Here is a 22,931-nt window from a genome sequence, read left to right as displayed (position 1 = left end):
TCCACGATGGTCACGAATTTGTTAAACAATGAGGAATTTGTTGATGCTCGAGCAGGTTTGCTACTGCCGCTCGGTCCCGACGATGCTCCATTTGAACTCGTTGGTGACGAGCCAAATCTTGGCCCGGATGACTGGGCTTGGATATTTCTCAGCATGAACGAAGACTATCGAGACGCTTATGATATGCACGCTGGCGAAGAGGATCTAGACCTCGCCAGTGAACTAGTGGGACAACATATAGCCGGGATAAAGAGGGACAGTGATGGAACATGTGCCGCACGATTTGGCTTAGCTGCTTGGGTCCCCCCTTCCCTCTCAAATCTACCGAAGTTCGCAAACAGTGGCGATTCCTGGTTCTTCCCACTGAAGCGCCCTGTATCGGAAGATTACCGTCGAAAAGAAGTAAGCTCAGCCCCCTACTCGCGTACTTGGACGCCGTACTCGCCAAAATTTGACAGGTATAGGCACATTCTCTCTAACGAGACATTATTTGGATATCGCCGTCCTCCGCATGTTCCATTCCCTGACAGTAGCCCGACCTCTACATGGAGCATTATTTGGGTTGCAATCGACTGTAGCAGTCCACCTGCGGGACAAATATCAGCGCTTCGCACCCTCGCATCAGCGCTCCGCGAGAAATTGAAGAGCAGCGACTGGCCAGAGAACGATGCATCTGGCGAATATGGAGTCTTTGACATCGCAGGAAGCGATGCGTTTGATCATATGCATTTCAACAGAGCCTCCAGCGCAACAAGCGATGTTGCCGATCTCAAAACCGTATGGCGCGCAGTTCAAATCGACGCACTCGGCCCCATCGTGACCCAGCTGGATTTTTTATTAAAGGCCTTAAATGAAATCCATCGCGATCTTATAGCCAAAGGTCTCGCCACAGCGCCATTATATGAGCGATTTAAGAATAGCTTACCTAAGACCGAAGATAGCGACGGCAGCTCTCGCTCAGGTGGCAAGTACATTAAAGCTTTGGTCATACTGGCAGAGCTAAGCAAATGGGGACACGATACTCGACGGATATCCCAAATCACTATAGGACCCAGTGTTGGCAACCGATACTCTCACAACTGGAAGCGCGTCTTTGAAGAAAGCATCGAAGACTATATTGCGCAAGCAGACCAGATGATACATGGTGGATATCGCCTATTGATTCACACACAAAGACCAAACCGATAGCTCGTACGCAGATCAAAACGTTACCAGATTCACTACCACAAATTGCGCCCCTTTGCAAATTCCAAGGGGCGCTTTTCATTTTGTCGACCACTTTAGAACCGCATCCTTAACAAAAGCGAAGCATCAGACGATTCGAGACAATAGCAACTCGATTCGGGCCTGAATCTTTCGCAACCGACAGGAGTTCAAAAATGAGGAACGCAATGAAATCGCCGCTGGAGCAGCATACGAGGGAAGTGGTGAAGGGCTCGTTAAACATTGAAATGATGGAACTGATTCACAGGGCAAGGTCCAAAGTTAGCGACCGAATGCTACGCCTCCCTCAGGTCAGGGAGAAGCTTGGCCGAGCAAATTCGACTATCTGGAACGATGTCCGAAATGGCGTTCTTCCTCCGCCTGTGAATATAGGGCCGCGGACCGTTGCTTGGAGCGAAGTCGAACTACAAGCATGGATTGATGCGCGAGTATTTGCGTCCAGAACCAAAACTAGCGTGGACATCAAGTTTTTTGTAGCGTTACTTACCGCGCCATTGAGCGACGTCACCAATATTCAAGAATAACCAGGAGTAAGAAAGTGAATACGGGGAAGAACTGCACAACTCGACGTGGCTTAATAAGCTTAGGTGACATGCTCGCGCTGTCACTGGTGGCTGAAACTAGTCTTCTAGGACGAATGATATTGGAAAAATCCATTGGCTTGATTGCCGGTCCGCGGGGCGGCGGGAAATCATGGCTCGCAATGATCATTGCCTATTCCGTTGCCGCTGGCAAGATGCTGCACCCTTGGGGAATTGGTATCGGCGCAGGCGTCGTACTGCTTGATGGAGAAATGCGTGCCGCCAGTGTGCAAGAACGGTTCAGGCTGCTGCATGCGTTTAACTCAGACGCAGAGTCCCAGGCACTGGCTCAGAAGAATGTACAAATCATAAGCAGGGATTTTGTAGGCGATCCAATCGGCTCAATTGATAATGAGGAGGGCCAACGTAGGATCGATGAACTCATTCCTGATTCTGCGAAACTCGTTATCGTCGACAATCTCTCCGCATGGACAAGCGGTGGTCGCGAAGATAGCGGATCATGGGCACTGATAAAAAACTGGCTCATTAAGAAGCGCTTGCGGGGCATCGCTGTATTGCTCATTCACCATACCGGCAAGAATGGTCAGCAGCGCGGATCCAGCATGCACGAGGACTTGTTGGACTATTCCATTTTACTCAGCCCGCTGCAAAGTAATACGGAACGGCAGGACACTCGATTCGGCATTGAGCACACGAAGCTACGTGATCATCTACCTGAACTACGACAGAAATACGAGTGCTCGGTCTGGAACGAAGGAGAGTCATTGCACTTTGAGATTGTTCCGGCTGGCTTCATGCCTTCCCAGCATGAAATCGAAATGCTTAGGATGCGCGACGATGGAACCTCAATGGAGGACATCGGACTTGCACTAGGCATCTCGAAATCTACGGTCAGCCGCACGCTTAAAAAGCTTCGTGAACGAACATCGGAGACTGAATCGTAAAGCCAAAACGTTGCATGGTTGCGCGTGCTATACGCTCGCAACCCTGCAACATATGCGGCATCTTTGAATTAATTTTAGCTGCCGCTTGCGAGGAATGATGGCCGGTTAGCGTAATACCATACAACACGACAACAAACACACCATTACAGACGGTGGTAAGCAATATGCAGACATAGCAACTACATCTACATGTCACTAGTGCAGACAACTGATACAACTGCCATCTGCCATGCCTAGAGCATAACTGTTTATACCGTTTATAACGATCTCCATTGAGCGATATCTGAGCTGCCATACCATGGCCGGCAGGCGAAGTATCGCTCAAAAATAGCGAGGTCATCTAAAGGAAAAGAAATGACGAAAGATAACGAAGGCCTGCAGCACATGACGGACTGCGTAATGATCGACACCATGGGGCTGCGTGTTGACGGTGTGTCCGGCGTAAAGTTGCCCAAGAAATTCGCACAGGTTAGCGATGACCCTGCCGTTGTGCACAACTCCAGCTGGGCAAAGGGCAATTTGAAATCGGAGTCCGGCAAGTACATGCCGCTGCGTGTCCGCTCGGTGAAATCGGGTAGCAAGCTGCTGGTAGAAGGCAGTAACTCGATGCAGTACCTGGACCATAATATCGTGTCCTCCAACAACGCAGTAATGACGGCCTTTTCCATGCTGGATGCGGTACGGCGCCAGTATCCGCTGGAATTCGGCTACTTGCAGCAGCCAATGGTATTCCGACAGGGCGAGCTCGTTGAAGTCACGAGGATCGATACCCCAGCCATGCTGAAAATACCAGATGGGTTGGACGCGGGGGCGGTTCTCAACGGCTTGGCGTTTGCTGCCCTGCGTGCCGGTGTGGTATGCAGCATCTTCCCTGGCGAGTCGGTGTACTTCGACCAGCATTCCCAGTTGGCTTCAATGAAAGCGTACCTCAAGGCGCTGGAATTGAAGCAGAAGAAACGCGAGCACCGACTTGCTGCAAGCGAGAATACCGATGCGCTTATCTATCTCGCGGAAAACACGCTGCGTTTCGAGGCCGTGTATCGCCTGAAGCACTTGAGCCGTCATTTTGGCGGCAAGCCAGTTACGCCATCCATGCTTTCCCCGAAGACTCTCGCCTGCATGTTTTTGAATCTGTTGGAAGGCTACGATTTGAAGGGACTCATGAGCCGCTGGCTTAGCAAAGAAGAACTTTATGCTGTCCGCATGCCGTACCGGTCTACTGTCGAACTCTGGCAGCACGGCGTGGACTTGAAGAAGGTGTTCAAGGGCGATGAAAAGCTGCTTGCGAGTCATCGCCGCGTGCTGAAGAAGGAGTACAGCATCGACATTTTTCTCCCCTCTCCCCGCGCGATTGAGGTTCCCGTAGAACTCGGTGAGATCCTTCGTGCGGAAAATTTCGTGCCCGTTCCGGCTGCAATCAAAGCCGACCCGTCGCTGTTCTACACGCGCGATATGCAGGCGGAATGGCTGGCTCGAACCAGAGAGCTGGGGCAGCGCGGCATCAGCTCGCTGTACGTCGATCCGTACCACTACGACCAAGATGTAGACGAAGACGAAGACGGCGGCCATCATGACTAAGTCGGTATCGATCTTGGTCGACCTCACAATTCTGGGCCCAGAGTCCGCTGCTCGCGTGCCGGACTTCATGGAAGATGATCCTGGCACGGTTTATCAACGCCCCGGGACCGTGTTCAAGACTATCTGGACCGACATGAACGAAATAAAGCGTGCGACGGCCGTGGCAGCTCAGGTCGTGATTCCCCAAGCGCTCTCCCTGTCGGATTTTACGATGGGAACCAGTGTGTTTGCTGCCGGCCAAGTCGGGCTTGAACTCGTCCGAATTGCGTTGGCTACTGCTGGCCTACCCAAGGCCGCGATCGACGAAATCACCCTCGATCACGTGACAATCACGGCGGCAACCGTTACCTATATGCTGCCGTGTGTGGGTCGGAGTTCCCCATCGCAGCTGAAGAAACTGATTCACCAGCACGCCATGCTGATCGGATTGGGTGGTCAGTCGCGGATGGGAGAATTTCACTATTCCCATGCCAAGAACGCGGCTGAAAATCAGGTGGGTTCTTATCCACGCGGATCAGCAATTTCAGTCGACTCGCGCCTCGTAGAGGGCTATGTTCTGATCGATGTAATCCTCAGCGAACCCTACCTCAAAACACAGGGGTGGGATTCTGTGGCGAGTTGGAAGGACGCCTATGACGAGAACCGCTACGGCCGAGTTTTTGATAAAGTCGTGCGTGGAATCCTTCAACTTGACGGACCTCGGTGTGTGTACCCAGGGCCGAGCCAACAGATCATGGACCAGCTTGGATTGAGAAACGAACACATCTTGCGCGACTACATGCGAGGAAAGGATTCCGCGACTTTTTCCAGTTTTGCTTTCGTTCGCACTAACATTGACGCGAGCAGAAAGAAGAGTTGGACGGATGCGCGGAAGGTTATTCTCGCGCAAACCGGAATCGACATTAATAAGAAGTGGACTGAATACCAGTGGCATTTTCCTGATTCGCTTGCGGCACAGCTCAAGTATCCAGGCGACTACTCGCCTGAGGTTAAGGCTGTTTCTACCTGCTTTTGCTCGGATGCATGGCCTGCGCTGCTAGCGAGGCTCAGTCAGGAGTACAACGCTGTCTAGTGTGAAATTTTATAGAGAACTGAGATCGAGGCCGACAATCACGTCGACCTCGACCTGTGGGAAAGTTGAACCGCCCCCGCTTTCGTGGAGGCGGGTTAGTGTGAGCAGGTAGCGGTGGCTGATAGATGATGATGCGGAAGTTCCTCTGAACACGGAGCGCAAGCGGTACAACTTGTGGTTGACTGGTGCGAACTTGGACAACCACTACTGCCGCACCAGCTTGTGGAAGTACGCCAGGTCTATCAGCGACAAGGTCAACATAGATATTCGCGGTGGCCTGCCTACCAAGGCGCCCCCCGTGGACACCGACGAAATCTTCGTGCCTGAGAACGTGCTGCAAGTACCGGCGTGGGCCATCGGCACCGAGTACTACTCGCCTCCGGTAGCGGTTGTAGCAGAAAAACGCGGCAGGGGTATCAGTATGATCCCGATTGCTGACGGCGAACTGGATGACTAAACCTTGAGGGTGCCGCTACAGCGCTACAAAACAGCAGACCGTAGCGCTGTAGCGGCAATTTGCCCTGCCCTGCATTGTCGGCGCGCGTAGGCTCGTGGCAAATGACATGTGGGCACCAGCCAGGACGGCTATTTTTGCTCATACCCACCACCGTTTAGCATCGAGAACCCACCAGCGATTCACATCGATCCCCCGCTTTATGGTCTGGTTAGGAGAACGGGTTACGGGACGACTGCGGGACGCGTTCATTCACCTGCGACCCCACCTCGAAGCGGACGCTCGATTTACTGTTGCAGTCCGACGTCGGCGTCCTACACGACGGCTAACGATGGTGGTGGCACACGGTACAGTTTGCCTTCCGGATTCAGCATGCCCCACCATCTGCAAAGCTTATTCTCGTTGCATGCAAACGCGCCTTCTAGCAGTCCGAGAATCAGATATTGTGCATCAAGAGCATCGTGTCTCAACCGCTCCTTAAGTTTATCTCCCCCCACGGACTCTAGGCCCTGGGGATATTTAAACCAGAGGTCAAGTGCAAAGAGCGCGTTGACCTGAAACCATCTGAATGTGATCCATGTTTTATCAACAGTTGGAGGAGAGCTTCCGACAAAGTATGGTGACTCGACGACCAACTTCGTAGCACGCGCTCGAACGAAGTCAACATTACTACAAATCTTCAACTCTGCGGCTTCACGAAAGGTCTGGCGATCTGCGGGCGGGACTGAAGCCAATTCAGGAAAAAGCTTGGGAATATCAGCGATCATAAGGACAAGTTGATCCGTATCCACTTGAATAACTTCCCTGTGGACAGTGAGCGCATTGGCGAGTTCAGGTTTTTCCGTAATAACGTATTTTGGATCGCGGTATAGTTGCGTAGTACTGTGGTCGATGCGACGAATATACTCGCTTGGCAGTCCGCAAGACCTATTTTCAGAGATTTCTTTCCGAAAAAGCGTTCCCGCGTTAGGTACGAGTTCGAAAGGCCTTTCCTTGGCGGGAAATTTGGAAAAAAGTTTAGCCCTATTAGGGCTTTCTGCTTTTATAAGCTCATAGAGTAATGCTTCAATCATCAGCAAACCATGACTAGACGCCATATTGGATATTTCGTTACTGGATGCGCCTTGAAGGTACGATTTATCTATAACTACGTATGCGGTCAACTTAGCCTCTTCTTCCAATTAAAAAATAACAGCTTTCGACAACGATAGTGCTGTAGCCTAGGCGGCGCAGTGAATATTCCTACTTTAAACTAAGTCATCGCTATAAACAACGTATTCTTCTCACATGCGAACAGATGTTCGATTCAGGCAGGGCGCAGCTTTTCATTGTACGGTAGAAGGCAACCTATATCGACAGCAAGTCAGTCCTTGCACAACAGGGGCCACCCATTGGCGCTACGCCAGGCTTGTTCGCCAAAGCGCAGCAGCATGTACTTCTGAGCGGGCGAGAGCGAAACATTGGTTAAGGAATCGAACCGGTCTAGAAGAATAAAACCGAAGGTCCATTGGTAGGCGCGTAATTCCTCATAACGTGCCAATGCCAAACATCCAGTACCAGGATCAGAGAACGTGTGACTTTTGGCCCGCTGCTGCAGATTAGAGGCCATTCCCGAATAGACCTCACTGATGTTCCAAAAGGGGGCGAGCTCCTCGCTGTAGCGAGACGCATAGGAAGCAATATCGATATTTTTGACTTTTGCCTCCGCCCTATCCCGTGCTTTGAAATACGTCCTAGCCCAGAGATTTTGCCGCTGCAGCACATCGAGCGGCGCATCGGTATGGAAGAAATACCAACCCGGCCGGTTCGGAATACGCCAATGCGTGTGCCACTCTTTATCGTTGAAGTCCACTTGGATGCAGGACGCGTGGCTCGCCAGATGGTCGAGCAGAGGCTGCATAGGGACCATCTGTTTGGAAATACTGTGCATTGCGGATGCTTTTTTCGATAAATAATAAGGCTTGTCGTAACGCTTCATATCATGCACTTTGCGTAACGCCTTGAACACTTCGAGCCAGAACAACGCCCGCTTCTCCTCACCATGAAAGTGAGCACACAAGACCTGAAGTTCGTCAGCAAGGCTCTAGCAACAAACTCTACCCAATCATTTTTCCTTATGGAGAAAAACGTCTGTATTTGACCGAAGCCGGCCCCTCGGCTCAGCATGGCATCAGTCTCCCTGGCTCCTTTGGGCTGTGGATAAGCTGACGTGTGCGAGCTTGCGCACTCGTCATATCTGGCGCTAATTAAGATAGCCATAGCCCTGGGCGTTCCCGCGAATGCTGTTACCGTTGTCGTCTACAAGCCTTTTGCCGACTAACCTATGGTCTGGCAACGCATTGCCGACAAACTCCCAGCGGTTGGGGTCACCGCTCCATTTACGAGTCGACAGCGTGCTACCCGCCGAAAACCAAGCCTGTACGCGATAGGCCATTACAACCACATTGCCCACCAATGCGACCACGGTAGGGTACATCAGTGCTCCATCAGCATCCGGCGTGCGCTTGTCTTTGCCCACGTTGCACCAGTACTGACGCGTCGCATCATATAGCTCCTGAGCATTCATCGTTGGCGAATAGGTCTGATTAATCCAGATTTTCATCAGTGGTTCCTTGATAGTGTTTATGGAGACGGGACGAGAACAGAAACGCTGGTTCAGTTCCGTCACAGTCGCACGCCCCTTTTCCACACCCTTTCCGCGACAGCTATTGGTAAGGTTTTCCAGTCCGATCGCATCTATGACTGCGGCTTCGACGTCCTCGGCGATCTCGGAGCTTGACAAGCCATGGCGCAATACATGCACCTCAGGCTCAAGCTTGTCGGCGCGAATGCGCCTGATCATCTCGGCCTTGCTTCCCTCGCCCTTAGTTGCCCTAAAGTGATCAAAGGGCCTGTTCTTAGCACCTTTGCCGACATAAAAGATGGCGCCAGTACGCGGGTCCACCAGCAGATAGACAAAGTATCCGAGCCGGGTTCGGGTCTGGTGCTCAAATGTCTTCAAGGTCATTGGTATAAGGAAGAATGGTTAACACGGAAAGCAGGCGGCAGCCGAGTGAAACATAGCAGCACCACTCTTGAATCATATCGGCAATATGTTTATTAGGCAATATTATTGAGGCTGCGTTTAATGCGGCTTGGAGTTGCGGGTATCAACAGCTCAGTCATGGAGGTATTACGAGATGTTTACGTCTGAATGAGAGCGACTTCAACGGAGTAAGCGGCGCTTGGAGGCGGAAACCGAACTGATCGACTGGATAGGCACCAGCTTGACCGCTGGCATCGTCACAAAGCGTCAGGGGCGGCGAGGCAAGGCTATCATTTAGTCATGGTCGTCTACGCCACGTCGACTGCCTGGCCAACATTGAAGTTTGCTACCTCAACATGCGCTTAAACGAACGTTACCGCGCTCGAGGCTCATTTCAGCAGGCCAGCCGCCCTCAGGTCGAACCAATTTCGCAGTGTAGGGTTTGTATATACTTTCACTTGGAGACGACTATGGCAAGACTGACGCGCTGGGGGAACTCTGACGGCGGGCTGCGCATACCAAAGGCCATCTTAGAGGCGGCAGGACTGCGGGTTGGGGATGAGATTGCCTGCCGACTAATGGACGACGGCACCATCCGATTGACGCCGTGCAACGGACTCATCTACATGTCGGAAGGGCAAGTAATGCCGCTGGAAATTAGGCAGCCAGATGCGAGGTGGTGAGAAGATTCACTTCAGGACCTAGAAAAGGAGAACGGGTGTAATAAATTTATTCGATGGCAATGTATAGCAACTCTGTCCGAGCGTGATGCCGATTATTTGGTGACGCGAGCCGTCCTTTATCCGCTATCGCTAAGGCGCATAAGACATTCCTTTGTCGAATTGCTAAAGGTGACATTTCGTGAGTTTTTCGCGTGGGCAAGATGTTATGCTTAGACTCTTGGCCACGTACGGCTAGGAGTAGACGTTGACGAATCTCCAACCAATTTTGTGATCGACCTGGATGCCAGCCTTGGTTTTCCCTGCCCTTCAACCGTTGAAATCGATAGAGATCGTTGAACTAGCCGTTCCTCACAGAGAAAAGCGAGATTATGCACATCGAGACCGTCTGGATTCGTAACTTCCGTCGCCTTAAAGACGCCCGCATCGATCTAGCATCTGATATTTCCATCTTCGTGGGAGCCAACAATAGCGGCAAGACTTCAGCGGCACATGCCCTGCAATTGTTCACTGCCGCCTCTCGGAGTCGATTCTCACTTCATGACTTCAGCTCCGAGTGCTGGGATGCCATTAATGCATTTGGTGAGGGAGTCGACGGCGTCGAATTGCCAACCATTTCCATCGATATTTGGTTTGGCGTCCAAGCAGCCGATCTTCACCGGGTTGTTGACCTGTTACCGAACTTAGCGTGGCACGGCAGCCAAGTTGGAGTTCGAGTGGAACTCGTCGCATTAGATGCGCCAGCTTTAAGAGCCAGCTTCCAAGAGACGCGAGCGAGCGCCAGGCTCGCTAATGCGCAACCTGTAGGACAAGCTCAAGAACCTGCTGCGGCACCTGCTGGGAACGAAGTTGGGTACGACCCGCAACCTCGCACGCTTTGCGACTTCCTTTCAGATGCTACAGGCGATCGCCTTTGGCGAGATTTCGAGTTACGCTATTACGTTCTTGACCGTGCGCAGTTCGACGACAATCTCAATTCCGCTGAAGGCTACACTCCTCTGCGCTTGATGCCAGACAAAGGGCGCAGTGGTAAAGACATCTTGGCCAGCCTAGTGAAGGTAGACTGTCTGCATGCCCAACGTCATCTGTCCGATTCCAATGGAGGGGCCAGATCCGAAGACCTATCCCGTTGCTTGAGTCGTTTCTACGAGCGAAACCTTGAAAAGAGCGGTGAGGACCATGAAGCCCAACGTGCGCTGTATCAGTCCGAGACGTTGCTCAACGATCACTTGGAGCGAGTCTTTGGACCCACGCTGGAACGACTTGCCCACCTTGGCTATCCAGGCGTCAACAATCCTCGACTTCTTATCAAGACCGCGCTGAATCCCGCAACGATCCTCAGCAGTCATGAAGGTGCTCGTGTCCACTACGCTGTGGGGGCATCGGGTAGAGCTGTTAATACAGCCACCTTGCCGGATCGGTACAACGGCCTTGGCTTCAAGAATCTGATCTATATGGTCGTCGAACTGCTTGACGTTCATGCTAGATGGTTGGACATCGAGGAAAACCGTCCGCCTCTGCATCTGATCTTTATTGAGGAGCCGGAGGCACACCTGCACGCTCAGCTACAGCAGGTCTTCATTCGGAAGGTACTGGATATACTCGCAGTGCCAAAGGAAGATGCCCCGTACTGCACGAGTCAGTTGGTTGTTTCGACACATTCACCGCACGTGCTCTTCGAGCGGGGCTTTCGGCCCATTCGGTATTTCCGCCGCGCTGCTGATGCTGGCGTGCAGCGGTCTCAAGTCCTCAGTATGGCGGCCTTTTACGAGATAGCCAACGATCCGGGCGATCCTGCTGACCGCACCAGAGACTTCCTTGAGCGCTACCTAAGGCTAACGCATTGCGACATATTCTTTGCCGATGCGGCCATTCTGGTGGAAGGAAATGTTGAGCGGATTCTGATGCCTCAGATGATCGCAAAAGCTGCGCCGCAACTGCAGTCGACATACCTTAGCATTCTTGAGATCGGCGGCGCATTCGGCCATAGATTCAAAGGCCTTATCGACTTTCTAGGCCTAACTTCCCTGATTGTGACCGATATCGATAGCGTGTTTCCTCCAAGTGCGGATGCTCCTCAGCTACCACACGAGGTGCCAGCCGATGACGATTACGCCAACGCGGCTCCCAACGCAACAGAAGAAGCCGAAGAGGCCGAGTCGGTTCGACGTGGGCGCAAGGCTTGCATGGTCCATGAAGTAGGAGCTCTCACGTCGAATCAAACGCTGATCAAATGGCTTCCAGGGTGCCACACTATTGCCAACTTGCTCGCTGCGACTATCGATCAGCGTACCCAACCGAGGGCTGAAGGCGGTGACGCACTCGTCCGCGTCTCTTACCAAACACCGATCGAGGTGACTTGGCAAGAGACAACAGAGAACAGGACCGGCAGAACTTTAGAGGAAGCCTTTGCATTGGAAAACTTGGCGTGGTGCCAGGATGCCGACCGCAAAGACCTTGGTTTGCGCGTCAAGGGGTGCAACCGGCTGAACATCGAGGGAGTCGCAGAGAGCCTGTATCGTAAGGTCAAGAATGCGAATTTCCATAAAACTGACTTTGCGCTAGCGTTGCTGGCCCACGATCCCGCTGCATGGAAAGTGCCGAGCTACATCTCTGAGGGTCTGGTATGGCTTGAGGCACAAGTAGCACCCTCACCGCCTATCGCTTTAGAGGTCGCCGCCGGCGATGTGGATGCCGCAGCATGACTCGGCGTATCGGACAGCCTGATACGCAGGCAGATCTGGATCTGCGCGCCTGTCTGGACGAGCGTCCCCCACATAGCTTCGTGATGGTTGCTGGTGCTGGTTCAGGAAAGACTACCTCTCTTGTGAAGGCACTCGACCATTTAGGACAAACGCGAAGAAAAGAACTCAAGACGCACGGCCAGCGGATCGCCTGTATCACCTATACGGAAGTCGCAGTCAATGAAATTTGGGGCGATGTAGGGAACGATCCGCTATTTCACGTATCGACGATTCACAGTTTCTTGTGGTCGGTAGTGCGACCTTTTCAAAGCGACTTGAAAATCTGGGTAATAGCACGCATCCATGAAAAAATCGCCGAAGCACAAGAACATCACGACAAGCCTAGGACTCGTGCGGCCACGCGCGTTCAACTACTCGCAGAGATCGCCCGCTATCAGAGCCATCTTCAGACTATAGAAGACCAAACACACTTCAAGTATGGTGCGGGCAGCGACTTCGGACGTGGTGTTCTTGGTCACTCTGACGTCATTGCCGCAGCAGTTAAGCTAATCGACCAAAGCCAGCTGCTACGCGACATTATCGCAAGTCGCTACCCCGTGCTGTTCGTCGACGAGAGTCAAGATACCCGGCCGGAAATCGTCGCCGCTTTGCGCGGCATAGCCGAGACCACCTCGGTCGAATTCTCGCTAGGATTTTTTGGCGACCCGATGCAGAAAATATACGCGGATGGTGCCGGCGTGATTGATGCGCCCGATGATTGGCGAAGGATTACGAAACCGGAGAACTTCAGATGCCCGCAGCGCGTGCTTGGCGTCGTGAACGCAGTGCGCCAATTAGGTGATGGACTGGTGCAGACTCGTGGTCGGATGATGTCCGTCGATGGAGTTCAGGTTCCATTAGAAGGTTCGGCGAGAATTTTCCTACTTGCTGTCGACGAGGACCGCTCAGCGAAGATTGCAAAGGTTCGGAAATGGATGCGACTGACCAACCATGACGAGCGTTGGGAGAGCGGAGATCGCGCAGCAGACGTCCGAGCACTGGTGGTCGTGCATCGCATGGCCGCAACTCGACTCGGCTTTCCCAACTTGTACGCAGCGTTAAACGACAGAGCCCCCTCCAGCATCAAGGAAGGACTTAAGGACGGCACTTCATGGCCACTAAAGCCTTTCCTAGCCTACTTGCTACCTTTGGCAAACGCGGTAAGGAATAATCAGGGCTTCGAGGTGATGAGCTTACTGCGTGCTGAATGCCACCAGTTGAGTTCGGCTGGACTGGCGGGTGGCAACGCTCCCGATATTTTCAGGGCACTGCAAACCTCCACAGAGGAAATTGCCCGCCTCGTACTGTCGGGTGATGTGACATTCCTAGATGTGCTCCTCTTTGCTTCGCGTAATGGGTTAATGCTGCTCGACGAATCATGGACCAAATATTTGGAGGCTGATCCTGCGACCCTCGCTGCCGATGATGACCCTGAGGTCCCAGCAGTAACGGCATTTCTAAACTGTCGTATCGGGGAATTGGGCGCCTACCATCACTACCTGGAAGATCTTTCGCCATATGCCACCCAGCAAGGCGTGAAGGGGGCAGAGTTCGAGCGGGTGCTAGTCATAATCGATGATGCGGAAGGCCAAGGTCAACGGCTGTTCTCCTACGAAAAATACTTCGGCATAGCGCCTCTGTCAGATACAGATGATGAAAACATTGCGGCTGGTCTGGACAACGTAATTGACCGCACTAGACGCCTCTTTTATGTCTGCTGCTCACGTGCCACACGCGACCTCGCTGTTGTTATGTTCGTCCACAATATCGCGGTAGCGAAGGCTTGCGTCGAGCGCTCTGAACTTTTTGCACCAGAAAGTATTGTAGACGACGCCTTTCTTGAAGCGACTCTGTCTTTAAGTGAATCTTCTGGAACTTCTAGGTGGAGCTAACTTTCTTTTGCCACAGGGAAAATCATGCCATTAACTGCGTATTCAATATCGTCGGAAAAAGAAGAAGACGTTGAACAGGTTCTGAAGCGCCTCTCAACTCTGTTCGGCGAATGTGTTTCGGCTGCGGAGGCCATTCCAGAGACATGGCGCGCATTTATACGGCAGGACCTCCAATGCCCATGTTGCTTCGTAACGGGTGCTGAACTGGTTAAGGCGGCATATTCAACCGCTAGCAAGAATCCCTTGCGTCAACCCTGCTTCCGCTTCAACAACCCTAAACATCGGGATCATTGCGATTTTGGCAGTACAGAAAAGGCCAATACTGTGCCCGAGAATCTGGTTGCATTTTCGGATTCGAACTCGCCAATTACAAAGGCAGTGCGAGAGCTCGTTGGCACGGGTATCGAATTGGCGCTATTCAGCCACAAGTCGATTCGAGACATGAGAGAGTGGTTCTTCAACAAGAAGGTTCAGTCGATGTTTCTCGTTACGCTCGACCCGCGCTTTCCCAAGTGGATGCATTCTCTTTATCGGGAAAAGTTTTACTCTAAACCTGGTAAAGAAGTCGAGCTGACTCTTGGGATAGTTGCGAGTCCTAAATTCAGCTGGCGGGCTGCTGTAGCTAGAGAACAGCTTTTGAGGCATCCCGAATACAGGGCATTTTCGGAAGCCTTTCACAAGAAACCCAATCCTTTCTTTCTTGAGTACAGTCGCATGGGCACTCTTGCTCGCCGCTTTCAGGGCCGGTCCGCTTTTGATCCATCAATGCTTGAGGAGGAGTATGAAAAGACTTGCGAACTGGCCCGATTCATCGCGATAAACTATAAACCCCTAAAGTTAACGACGTCAAACAAGGTCATCAATGTTTCGAGCGTTCTTGCGCTGGCTGCACTTCTGATGTACGTCCGCGATTGGAATCAAGATTTTGCCCGCGCGGACTTTATGAAAATTGTGGGTGCTGCAGGCTCTTCCAATCAAGAGCTTGGAAACGTAATGGGGCTTAACCCATTCCATGATTTTCGTACTTGGCAAGCCTTGAAAGCGATCCAAGAATTCGGCGTCCAAGTTGCGGAGTACGTCGATCTTAAAGCGGAACGAGTAGCGATTGAGCAGCAACTGCGGGCCAAGCTCGGTGCACCCCCTATGCCGGTTGAGTGATCACGCTTCTGCTACAGCGCCTGTTATCCACTTCAGTCCTAATACACCTATATGACACTTAACGAACTAAAAGATCCTGCAACACATCTCACAGCAGAGCAAAAGCGACAGCGCGGTTACGACTTTGAGAGGTATCTCTACGATGCTTTTGAGGCAGAGGACCTGCAGACTAAACGTCCATTCAAAAAGCCGGGCGAACAAATCGACGGGGGAATTTACTTTGATGGGCGCTGGTATTTGGTTGAGGCAAAGTGGCATGCAAAACCATTACCTGTTTCCGAGGTCTATGGTTTTCGCGGTAAGGTAGATGGCAAGTTCAGCGGAACCTGCGGTTTTTTCATATCCTGGTCAGGCTATTCGGAGGAATGCAGTGATGCACTTTCTCTCGGTAAGGAATTGAACGTCATTCTGTGTGACGCTGCAGATGTCGAGCAGGCAGAGCTAGTCGGCTGGAAAGTGGTCCTTCGCAACAAACTCATGTTTGCTTCTTTGTATGGGCTAATTTACGCCCCTCTGAGAACGCAAGATTCCATTAGTGAGCAAGAAGCGAGTCATCATAATGTCGAGATCTATGTTGAAGGGGCGACAGACGCTGACATAATCGGTGCATTCATGCGAGAGCTAGACGTCGAGAACTGGATAGTAGTAACGGCAGGAGGTAAGCTCAATGCGATCCATTTAGCAAGCACGCTGCCAAAGCTGCCAGATTGCAAACGCATCCTAATACTAGATACTGACGGCAACCTAGACCAAGACGATGAGCTCAAAGACCTGCCTAAGGTAGATAGAGTGATCTCGATTGATCCGCAAATAGAAAATCTTTTCTTTCCTACCAGCGATGATCCTAAATATGAATTCAGAAAAAATGGCCTTAGACGGTCCATACCGACGCTCGAATTATATGTCAGAGAAGCGATTCAAAATGACACTCTCGGTTTCGTCAGGCGTCTCCGCGCTATTCTGCCACTCAAGAAAAGCTAGCTGCCTTCAAGCCGGGAGCTGCTTGGTCGAATGAAGGGTTGGTAAATTCCAAAATGGCACTTTGCAACTAACTATCGATAATGGTGGCGTATCACTATCATTATATTAAATAACAAATGTTAGCATTATTATCCGCTTTGAAGGATGAGCAACAATTTTTGATATGAAGAGCGGCAACGCATGGGTAATGAAAACCAACATAACGGCCTGTTAACGGACGAATTTTTCCTGCCCGTCCGAGGTTGCGGGGCTCCGGCCCAGGCCATCATCGATTTCAGAATTCATCAAAATTGGCTGACCGAAAGTTGCCAATCGATGGCTCGCCGTGCCGACGCAATGACATCGAAAAAAGTCAATGCTTCAACCTCAGCTTCACGCTGTCCGTGCGGAAAGTCCAAGGACCTTCGTCCTCCAATCAGCAGCACCCGAATGGGCTTGGTCATGTGCTTAGACAGCTCATGTCGATAGCTGATGGCCTGGATATAGTCACCATGGTTCAAAGTATGCGATGGGCGCTTGAACTCTATCAGTAGACACGTTCCATTTAGATCCTCGTTCAGCAACAAGTCGGGGCGCTCTGAAGCCTTGGCGCCGTCATACTTGCGGCCCAGCGCCTCCTCCACCGTGCGCCTCAGCGTCTGGTTCGAGCGGAAGAAAGTGAGAGTCTGCCCCAAAATCCACAGGTTATGCTCGATGGCTTTGTGCATCTCGACCTCCCGCGTTTCTGAATTCCTTGCGAGCGCTTCAAGCTCGTCGAGGAACTGCATGCGCGCTTTGGCCTGACTGACCAGCATGGCCATGTCGGCCATACCAAACTCGTCCAGCGCCGCCGAGATAGCCACCACATCTTTTTGAGATGCGTCATGGATGTGGGACAAAACCGCACCGTACTCGGCGTGCTCAATCGCGTCGAGCAAAACGTGAACGTATTGCTCCAGCTTGCTGGGTTCGTCGCCGTAAAAACGCTCTAGTACACGCCGCACTGCTTTATCTGCGAACTCGCGCCGATGCTCGGGCATGGCAGAAAGCCGGTCTTTGATGGATCTACTGAGACGCGCTTGTGCTAATTGAATTTCTCGGCTGTATCGCTCTTTGAAAGCCGCGATTAATATGGGCTGGACTTGCTCGGTGATAGCCAACAAGAGGCTGCTGTTCTCGATCACGCTATCCCAGCCTGCGGTTACATGGTCACGCAGGCCGTCGGCTTCGATTTCGCCGTATAGCTTGGTCTTCAACTTTTGCGGAAAGTCCTCGCGCTCATCGAGCCCGAAGAATGATGGCTTACCCACGACTTTGCCATCCACGCGCAAGACGATTCCAGCCTGCCGTTGTGCCGACCGCTCTTCGGCAATTGCAAATCTGAGCTCAACGGGGCCGACGCCGGGGACGGCCAGCGTCTGCTTGGCGAAAGTGCCGACAACATCGTCGACACCCAGCAACTTCTTATCGACGTAGACCGCAAACTCCATTGCGCGTCCATATTCGAAGATCAAAACCTGCCGCATTCTCGCAGTGTCTGGGAACGCTAATTCACCATGGAGTGAGTGCAAGGTGATAGTAGTGCCGTGCGATTCAGGGTCGCAAAGCTCGGTGTCGACTTGGATCGGCAGGTGCTCAATATCCTCGACACCAGCAAGATCCTTCATACGCAGCGTAAAGCGACTGAGCATTCCTCGCGCTCGGGTCTCGAGCGTCATCTCGGCGGCAGCCATCAGCCCGGCAAACTTACCGATGCCCTTTCGGCCCTTGACCAACCGTTGCTTACCAGCTGTTCGTTCACCACGATGGTCGCGCCGGTCCCTCGCGATAGCCAAGTAGTGCGATTCAAGCTCTGCCCGTGTCATGCCGGAGCCGTCGTCTGAGATGACAATGGGCGCATCAGTCATCGGTGCTGGAAGCGAGATGTGGACGTTCTCGGCGTCCGCATCCCACGCGTTGTCGACTAACTCCTTGAGCGCCTTTTCAGTAGACGGGTATTCTTGGCTCAGCAAGCGAGCTAACCGAGAATCGACTTGGAAACGTGCAGTCTTTGCTCCCATTCCTTCAACTCCCCACTTTATCTAGAGATTCAACTGCTTTACAAAGTCGTTACCTGAGTATGCGTTCCATTCACGTGACCAGACGTCCGCCTGCAGGATCGTCACGATATCTTCAGGCCGTTCGCCGGTGGCGTCATCGTCCAGGCCAATATGAAACGAAACACCTCCTGCGCTGCTCATAATGAAGCGGTTGTGCATCGAACCCTGTGGCCGCAGGAATAGGCGTATAACAATGTCCGAAGGTTTCCATTCATTGAGTACCCGCTCGATGCCTGTCACGAAGTAGACTCGATCCATGTGATCACCGCGGAAAATGTCGATGGTCGTGCCTGGCCGCGCCCGCCGTATGAATTCTAAAAAAGGGCGCTTAAAGCGCGGTGCGCGAGCGTCGAAGTGCGGATCGATGAGCTTGACGTGGAGCGAACTGGACAAAACTGGCCCACAACAGTTCGCCATCAAAACGGCGTCCCGTTTTACGTGCCACTGTCGGTTTGTCACAAAACTCGGATGTTCAGTCGAAACGTCATCAGGTTGCAGAAATCCCGCCTCACCTACCGCTGCAGCGGAGATAACTGCTTCGAATGGCAGACGACGATGTTCATCAATTGCAGCCCTTACCCAATCCTCTGCACATCCTTGCCCTGGTCGTTCTCGGGCTAGGAAGGCAGTTGCCGGCAGAATACGGAGCCGTTCTTCAATCCGTTTGAGATCCAAGTGTCCTTTCAATTGAGCGCTCGCAGCTTCATAAACGAGGCGCTTCCACTTGCTTGGGAACGCAGCGATCAGTCGTCCTTCTGGAACGCCAAACCGATCGATAATGTGGTTAAACTGAAGGTAAGAAGCAGCGACCGCAGCCGGGTCTATAGCGATTTCCTTGAACATCAAAAGAGCTCCGCGCCACGTTCGTCGAAGAATCCTTGAGGCCAAGGCTTGGCGAAATCGCCGTCCGTGGTTACTGGAATTTCGTCGATTTTCACGGCCCCGTTCCGCTTGCTTAGGTAGTAGACACCTATCATGGCTGGCGATAGAGGCTGATCAATAACCTTGCCTCCAGCTTCAACTCCTTCGCGGATGCGGCGGAGTAGGCGCAGAATCAGATGCTCGCTGTGCGTCTCGATTAGAAACGACAGCCCTTGGTTCACAGCGCCGTCGATGAATAGGTCCCCCAGACCGACCTGAACGGCCGGGTGAATGTGCAATTCCGGCTGCTCAATACACACCACGCTAGCTGAGCCGTCCTGAGCGGCCACAACCACGGGAAGGACCTGAGAGATACCAACACCTACGTCCTGTGGGTGTAGCACGAGGCCTGCATCATTCACTAACTGTGCACGTTTACGGATCGGTCCGATAGGCTGAGGCACAAGGTGACTGGGATCAAATTCTTGATACGTCTTGCGTTCGACCGCGTAACCCGTGCCGAGCTTATCGTAGGACTGCATCCAATCGCTCACGCGTTCCACCAAATCCTTGCTGCAGGTCGTCAACGTCTCCCAGCCTGCCATCCCGTCGGACCATGCCGAATCACTCTTCGTGAGCGACACCTCGAAGCCGCGCGGCGGAATGCGACGCATTGGGCCGATGTAGCGCATTTGGCGCAATTGGTCGCGCAACAGGAGGGCTGGGCCCACTGTTAGCCAGGAAAGGAACGCCGTGAACTCTCGTACCATGTAGACATTATGCGCCCCCCTCGCGCCAGGGGCTGGGATGTACAGCAATTGATCCAGCCTCGGCAGGGCGCCGCGGAACCCAGTGAGCCAGGCTCGTAAACCGTCCCCCGGCCGCTCCATACCTGCCTCGCTCACCATATCGAATACGGACGGGAGGACCGAAACCTTGCCTGGAGAACCCTTTGTATCTTTCGGCTCAGAGCCGCCGCTGTCTTGCTGTCCCAAGTCCTCAGGGTTTACGAAGTCGTTAAGCAAAGATAGAAGTTGATCTCCGTCCGGACCATCCACCATGAATATAGGATTTGCATGGTTGATACGCATCTGCGCATCACGTCCGTCAGCGCTCGCTGTAATCTTGAGACACCACTCGCCGTTTGCATCAATCTCGTAGCCCTGCACCACAGGCAATTCACGCTGCGCATTCCATCCGACCCGAAGACGGATGGCAACGGTCTTCACTGCACTACGGATATTCTGGAGAGTCTGGTACATCCACCATACGTCTTCGTCATTAGTTTGCCAATCTTCGAAAGCATCAGGCACCAGGTCAGGAATGGAATTCGTGCCAAGTTCCATTGCGACGGCAATCTCGATCTGCTTCTGCGAGTCACGACCGTTAACAAGGTTTTGGAATCCGCCAAGGTCTATCGCTTCGCCGCCCTGAAGCGTACGATCGGCATTGATGTTCTGCCGTTCCAGGATCTCTCGCACGTAATGAAGGGCCTGCAACACACTGCTCTTACCTGCACTGTTGGCACCGAACAGTAAGGTGAGTGGGCGCAACTCGATGCGGACTTCGTCAGAGAAACCTTTGAAGTTCTTGAGCGAGATGGACTTTATAAGTGAAGTCATAGAAGGGATTTATCGGTTAATGGAATGTGAACATAATGTCTAGCTACGCGAGCAATTCATGCTGAAGTGATGCCGACAGAGCCAGGCTATCTTGAATTGACTTCCGTTGCGCAATCCGAATGGACTCGGTCGCCGAAACGATAGCGGCAAATCTGCGGACCAAGTCAATCGGCGGGACGGGAACTCGAAGGTTGCGCAGGATCGCAAGATTGATATTCTTCTGTGCCGATTCGGGAGCATTAGCCTCCAAGGTCTTTTGGAGAAATGACAACCAGAATCGGACGTACTCAACAGTGGCATGTGTTGGTGCGGCAAAGCCGACAATGCTATCTGGGAAGCATGCAGGGAAGAGCAGAATTCCCGTCTTAGCAATGTTTGCAGCGATGGTGATGCACAGGGTTCCAGCAGGCCACAATTTACTCTGAAGCAATCCTTTGTCAGAGTAGGTGCTGGTATAGCTTCGGATATAGCCATCACAATTGGCCACTTCACCTGTTTGAATAAGCGGATGGCTGCCGCCCAACAATGACGGGTCATTCCTCGGCCGGTGTTTTGAAACTCCTCGGTCTAAAGAGCCGAGGTCAGCTAATTGTTGCACCTGCCACCCTTTGGGATTCGTGACTGGATCACCAAACATGTCGATGAAAACAGCCCGAAGGAAATCGTCGGCGAGACGGATAGATTCTTGCCGTTTACGTCGCAAATTGTCGGCCTTGTCTAAGATGGCCGCAATACGTCGCGATGGTGTCCCCAGAAGTGGTGTATGAGAAGTAATTCTCGAGGGGCTGGGTTCCCGATCAGTTAATCACAGCGGATAGCCGTGCAGGCTGATTGTCGCTCAAGGACTGCAATCCTTCAAGCTGCATGTAACGGCGCTGTAATGACCACTCGTCGTTTTGCTCGAGCATCATGGCGCCTACTAGGCGGATGATGGCGCCATCGTTGGGAAAAATGCCGATGACGTTGGTCCTTCGTTTGACCTCGGCATTGAGCCGCTCAAGCGGATTGGTACTGTGGATCTGCGTCCGATGCGCTTTTGGGAACGTCATAAATGTCAGCACTTCATGTTCAGCATCGTCCATCATGGCAGCGAGCCTGGGGAACTTTGGCCGTAGCTGATCGGCGACGCTGCGCCATTGCACGCTGGCCGCCTCCGCAGTGTCCTGCACGAAGATGGTATTGATCATGGCGAGCACGGCTTGCCGCTGACCTTTACCGGCATGGGCCAGCGCGTTACGGATGAAATGGACCCGGCAGCGCTGCCAGCTCGTTTTGAGCACTTTGCTCGCTGCCGCTTTGAGGCCTTCATGCGCATCGGAGATCACCAGTTTCACCCCACGCAGACCACGGCGGGTCAGACCGCGCAGGAAGTCGGTCCAGAACGGCTCCGCTTCCGAAGGGCCGGTCGCTACTCCGAGAATTTCGCGCACGCCATCGGTATTGACTGCTACAGCGATTATCACGGCCACCGAGACCACACGGCCGGCCTGGCGTGATTTCACATAGGTGGCGTCGATCCAGAGATAAGGCCAATCGCCTTCGATCGGTCGATTCAAGAAGGTCTGCACGCGCTCATCGATCTCCTCGCATAGCCGTGATACCTGACTTTTCGAGACCCCGGTCATGCCCATGGCTTTGACCAGGTCATCGACCGAGCGGGTCGAGATTCCCTGAATATAGGCTTCCTGGATCACTGCCGTGAGAGCCTTCTCGGCCGTCCTGCGCGGCTCGAGAAATCCGGGGAAATAGCTGCCTGTACGGAGCTTTGGAATCTTTAAGTCGACTTTGCCGGCCCGGGTTTCGTAGCCGCGGTCCCGATAACCGTTGCGGCTGTTGATACGTTCGTCGCTGCGCTCGCCGTAAGCTGCCTGGCAAAGCGCCTCGACGTCCATTTCCATGAGTCGCTGCAGAGCGTGCTGCAGCGTCTGGCGGATGAAATCTGCATCTGCCCCCTTTTCGGCAAGCTCAGATAATGCGATAGTGGTGTCGGTCATTGTGGTTCCTCAAAGTGGTTTTGTTAAGGTCTTCGTAAACCCAACATTACCTCAAGAATCACAATGACCACCTTCTCGCGGC

19 protein-coding genes are annotated in these 22,931 nt (G+C 52.7%); 11 read left to right on the top strand and 8 right to left on the bottom strand.

All coding sequences use genetic code 11. The features are described 5' to 3' along the window. Positions 1 to 6 precede the first annotated feature (6 nt). The 6 genes from SR858_RS03620 (at position 7) to SR858_RS03595 (ending at position 5,817) form a co-directional block, all read left to right on the top strand. Positions 7 to 1,188 (top strand): hypothetical protein, encoded by a 1,182-nt coding sequence (locus tag SR858_RS03620; RefSeq protein ID WP_154819978.1) that lies wholly within the window; start codon positions 7 to 9, stop codon positions 1,186 to 1,188. 203 nt (positions 1,189 to 1,391) lie between these two features. Further along, positions 1,392 to 1,748 (top strand): helix-turn-helix transcriptional regulator, encoded by a 357-nt coding sequence (locus SR858_RS03615; RefSeq protein WP_040377933.1) that lies wholly within the window; start codon positions 1,392 to 1,394, stop codon positions 1,746 to 1,748. 68 nt (positions 1,749 to 1,816) lie between these two features. Beyond that, positions 1,817 to 2,710: an AAA family ATPase gene (locus SR858_RS03610; RefSeq protein WP_084670059.1), complete on the top strand. Its 894-nt coding sequence runs from the start codon at positions 1,817 to 1,819 to the stop codon at positions 2,708 to 2,710. Positions 2,711 to 3,064: 354 nt separating this feature from the next. Next, a complete protein-coding gene (locus SR858_RS03605) occupies positions 3,065 to 4,288 on the top strand; it encodes a phage/plasmid replication domain-containing protein (RefSeq protein WP_019923102.1) in 1,224 nt (407 codons plus the stop codon). Then, positions 4,281 to 5,360 carry a hypothetical protein gene (locus tag SR858_RS03600; RefSeq protein WP_019923103.1) on the top strand — a complete coding sequence of 360 codons (1,080 nt, stop codon included), beginning with the start codon at positions 4,281 to 4,283 and terminating at the stop codon, positions 5,358 to 5,360. The genes SR858_RS03605 and SR858_RS03600 overlap by 8 nt, the downstream gene beginning before the upstream one ends. A 193-nt stretch (positions 5,361 to 5,553) precedes the next feature. Then, complete coding sequence (locus SR858_RS03595) at positions 5,554 to 5,817, top strand: hypothetical protein (protein WP_154819979.1); 264 nt, start codon at positions 5,554 to 5,556, stop codon at positions 5,815 to 5,817. A 311-nt stretch (positions 5,818 to 6,128) separates the two neighbouring features. Here SR858_RS03595 and SR858_RS03590 read toward each other — a convergent pair whose 3' ends face one another. The 3 genes from SR858_RS03590 to SR858_RS03580 all read right to left on the bottom strand — a co-directional run bounded on the left by SR858_RS03590 (position 6,129) and on the right by SR858_RS03580 (position 8,815). Further along, on the bottom strand, positions 6,129 to 6,977 hold the full coding sequence (locus SR858_RS03590) for a hypothetical protein (RefSeq protein WP_322534406.1): 849 nt from the start codon (positions 6,975 to 6,977) through the stop codon (positions 6,129 to 6,131). A 200-nt stretch (positions 6,978 to 7,177) separates the two neighbouring features. After that, the gene (locus SR858_RS03585; RefSeq protein ID WP_019923105.1) at positions 7,178 to 7,837 is read right to left on the bottom strand and encodes a hypothetical protein; all 660 of its coding nucleotides are present in this window, start codon (positions 7,835 to 7,837) and stop codon (positions 7,178 to 7,180) included. 219 nt (positions 7,838 to 8,056) lie between these two features. Further along, positions 8,057 to 8,815, bottom strand: coding sequence for an LEM-3-like GIY-YIG domain-containing protein (locus SR858_RS03580; RefSeq protein ID WP_157094838.1), 759 nt, complete (start codon positions 8,813 to 8,815; stop codon positions 8,057 to 8,059). A gap of 380 nt (positions 8,816 to 9,195) precedes the next feature. Between SR858_RS03580 and SR858_RS27715 the strand changes: the two genes are divergently transcribed. From SR858_RS27715 to SR858_RS03560, 5 genes are all read left to right on the top strand, one after another. Next, positions 9,196 to 9,522, top strand: coding sequence for an AbrB/MazE/SpoVT family DNA-binding domain-containing protein (locus SR858_RS27715; protein WP_407654686.1), 327 nt, complete (start codon positions 9,196 to 9,198; stop codon positions 9,520 to 9,522). A 368-nt stretch (positions 9,523 to 9,890) separates the two neighbouring features. Next, a complete protein-coding gene (locus SR858_RS03575; RefSeq protein WP_026637514.1) occupies positions 9,891 to 12,224 on the top strand; it encodes an ATP-dependent nuclease in 2,334 nt (777 codons plus the stop codon). Beyond that, positions 12,221 to 14,155 carry a UvrD-helicase domain-containing protein gene (locus SR858_RS03570; protein ID WP_051120345.1) on the top strand — a complete coding sequence of 645 codons (1,935 nt, stop codon included), beginning with the start codon at positions 12,221 to 12,223 and terminating at the stop codon, positions 14,153 to 14,155. Before SR858_RS03575 ends, SR858_RS03570 begins: the two co-directional genes overlap by 4 nt. A 24-nt stretch (positions 14,156 to 14,179) precedes the next feature. Next, positions 14,180 to 15,313, top strand: a complete 1,134-nt coding sequence (locus tag SR858_RS03565; protein ID WP_026637515.1) for a hypothetical protein — start codon at positions 14,180 to 14,182, stop codon at positions 15,311 to 15,313. Between the two features lie 51 nt (positions 15,314 to 15,364). Then, complete coding sequence (locus tag SR858_RS03560; protein WP_084670061.1) at positions 15,365 to 16,294, top strand: restriction endonuclease; 930 nt, start codon at positions 15,365 to 15,367, stop codon at positions 16,292 to 16,294. Between the two features lie 284 nt (positions 16,295 to 16,578). Here SR858_RS03560 and SR858_RS03555 read toward each other — a convergent pair whose 3' ends face one another. From SR858_RS03555 to SR858_RS03535, 5 genes are all read right to left on the bottom strand, one after another. Further along, on the bottom strand, positions 16,579 to 18,285 hold the full coding sequence (locus SR858_RS03555; RefSeq protein WP_322534404.1) for an ATP-binding protein: 1,707 nt from the start codon (positions 18,283 to 18,285) through the stop codon (positions 16,579 to 16,581). A 69-nt stretch (positions 18,286 to 18,354) separates the two neighbouring features. Further along, entirely contained in the window at positions 18,355 to 19,215 is an 861-nt protein-coding gene (locus SR858_RS03550) for a hypothetical protein (RefSeq protein WP_154819981.1), read from the bottom strand. After that, a complete protein-coding gene (locus tag SR858_RS03545; RefSeq protein ID WP_019923115.1) occupies positions 19,215 to 20,855 on the bottom strand; it encodes an AAA family ATPase in 1,641 nt (546 codons plus the stop codon). Before SR858_RS03545 ends, SR858_RS03550 begins: the two co-directional genes overlap by 1 nt. Before the next feature lie 43 nt (positions 20,856 to 20,898). Next, complete coding sequence (locus tag SR858_RS03540; protein WP_084670063.1) at positions 20,899 to 21,558, bottom strand: restriction endonuclease subunit S; 660 nt, start codon at positions 21,556 to 21,558, stop codon at positions 20,899 to 20,901. Positions 21,559 to 21,652: 94 nt separating this feature from the next. Next, the gene (locus tag SR858_RS03535) at positions 21,653 to 22,849 is read right to left on the bottom strand and encodes an IS256 family transposase (protein ID WP_154820175.1); all 1,197 of its coding nucleotides are present in this window, start codon (positions 22,847 to 22,849) and stop codon (positions 21,653 to 21,655) included. Between the last annotated feature and the right edge of the window lie 82 nt (positions 22,850 to 22,931).

It is taken from the genome of Duganella zoogloeoides, from assembly GCF_034479515.1.
Taxonomy (GTDB): domain Bacteria; phylum Pseudomonadota; class Gammaproteobacteria; order Burkholderiales; family Burkholderiaceae_D; genus Rugamonas; species Rugamonas zoogloeoides.
The sequence above is the reverse complement of the archived record's forward strand: the minus strand, read 5'-3'. Positions and strand labels throughout refer to the sequence as shown.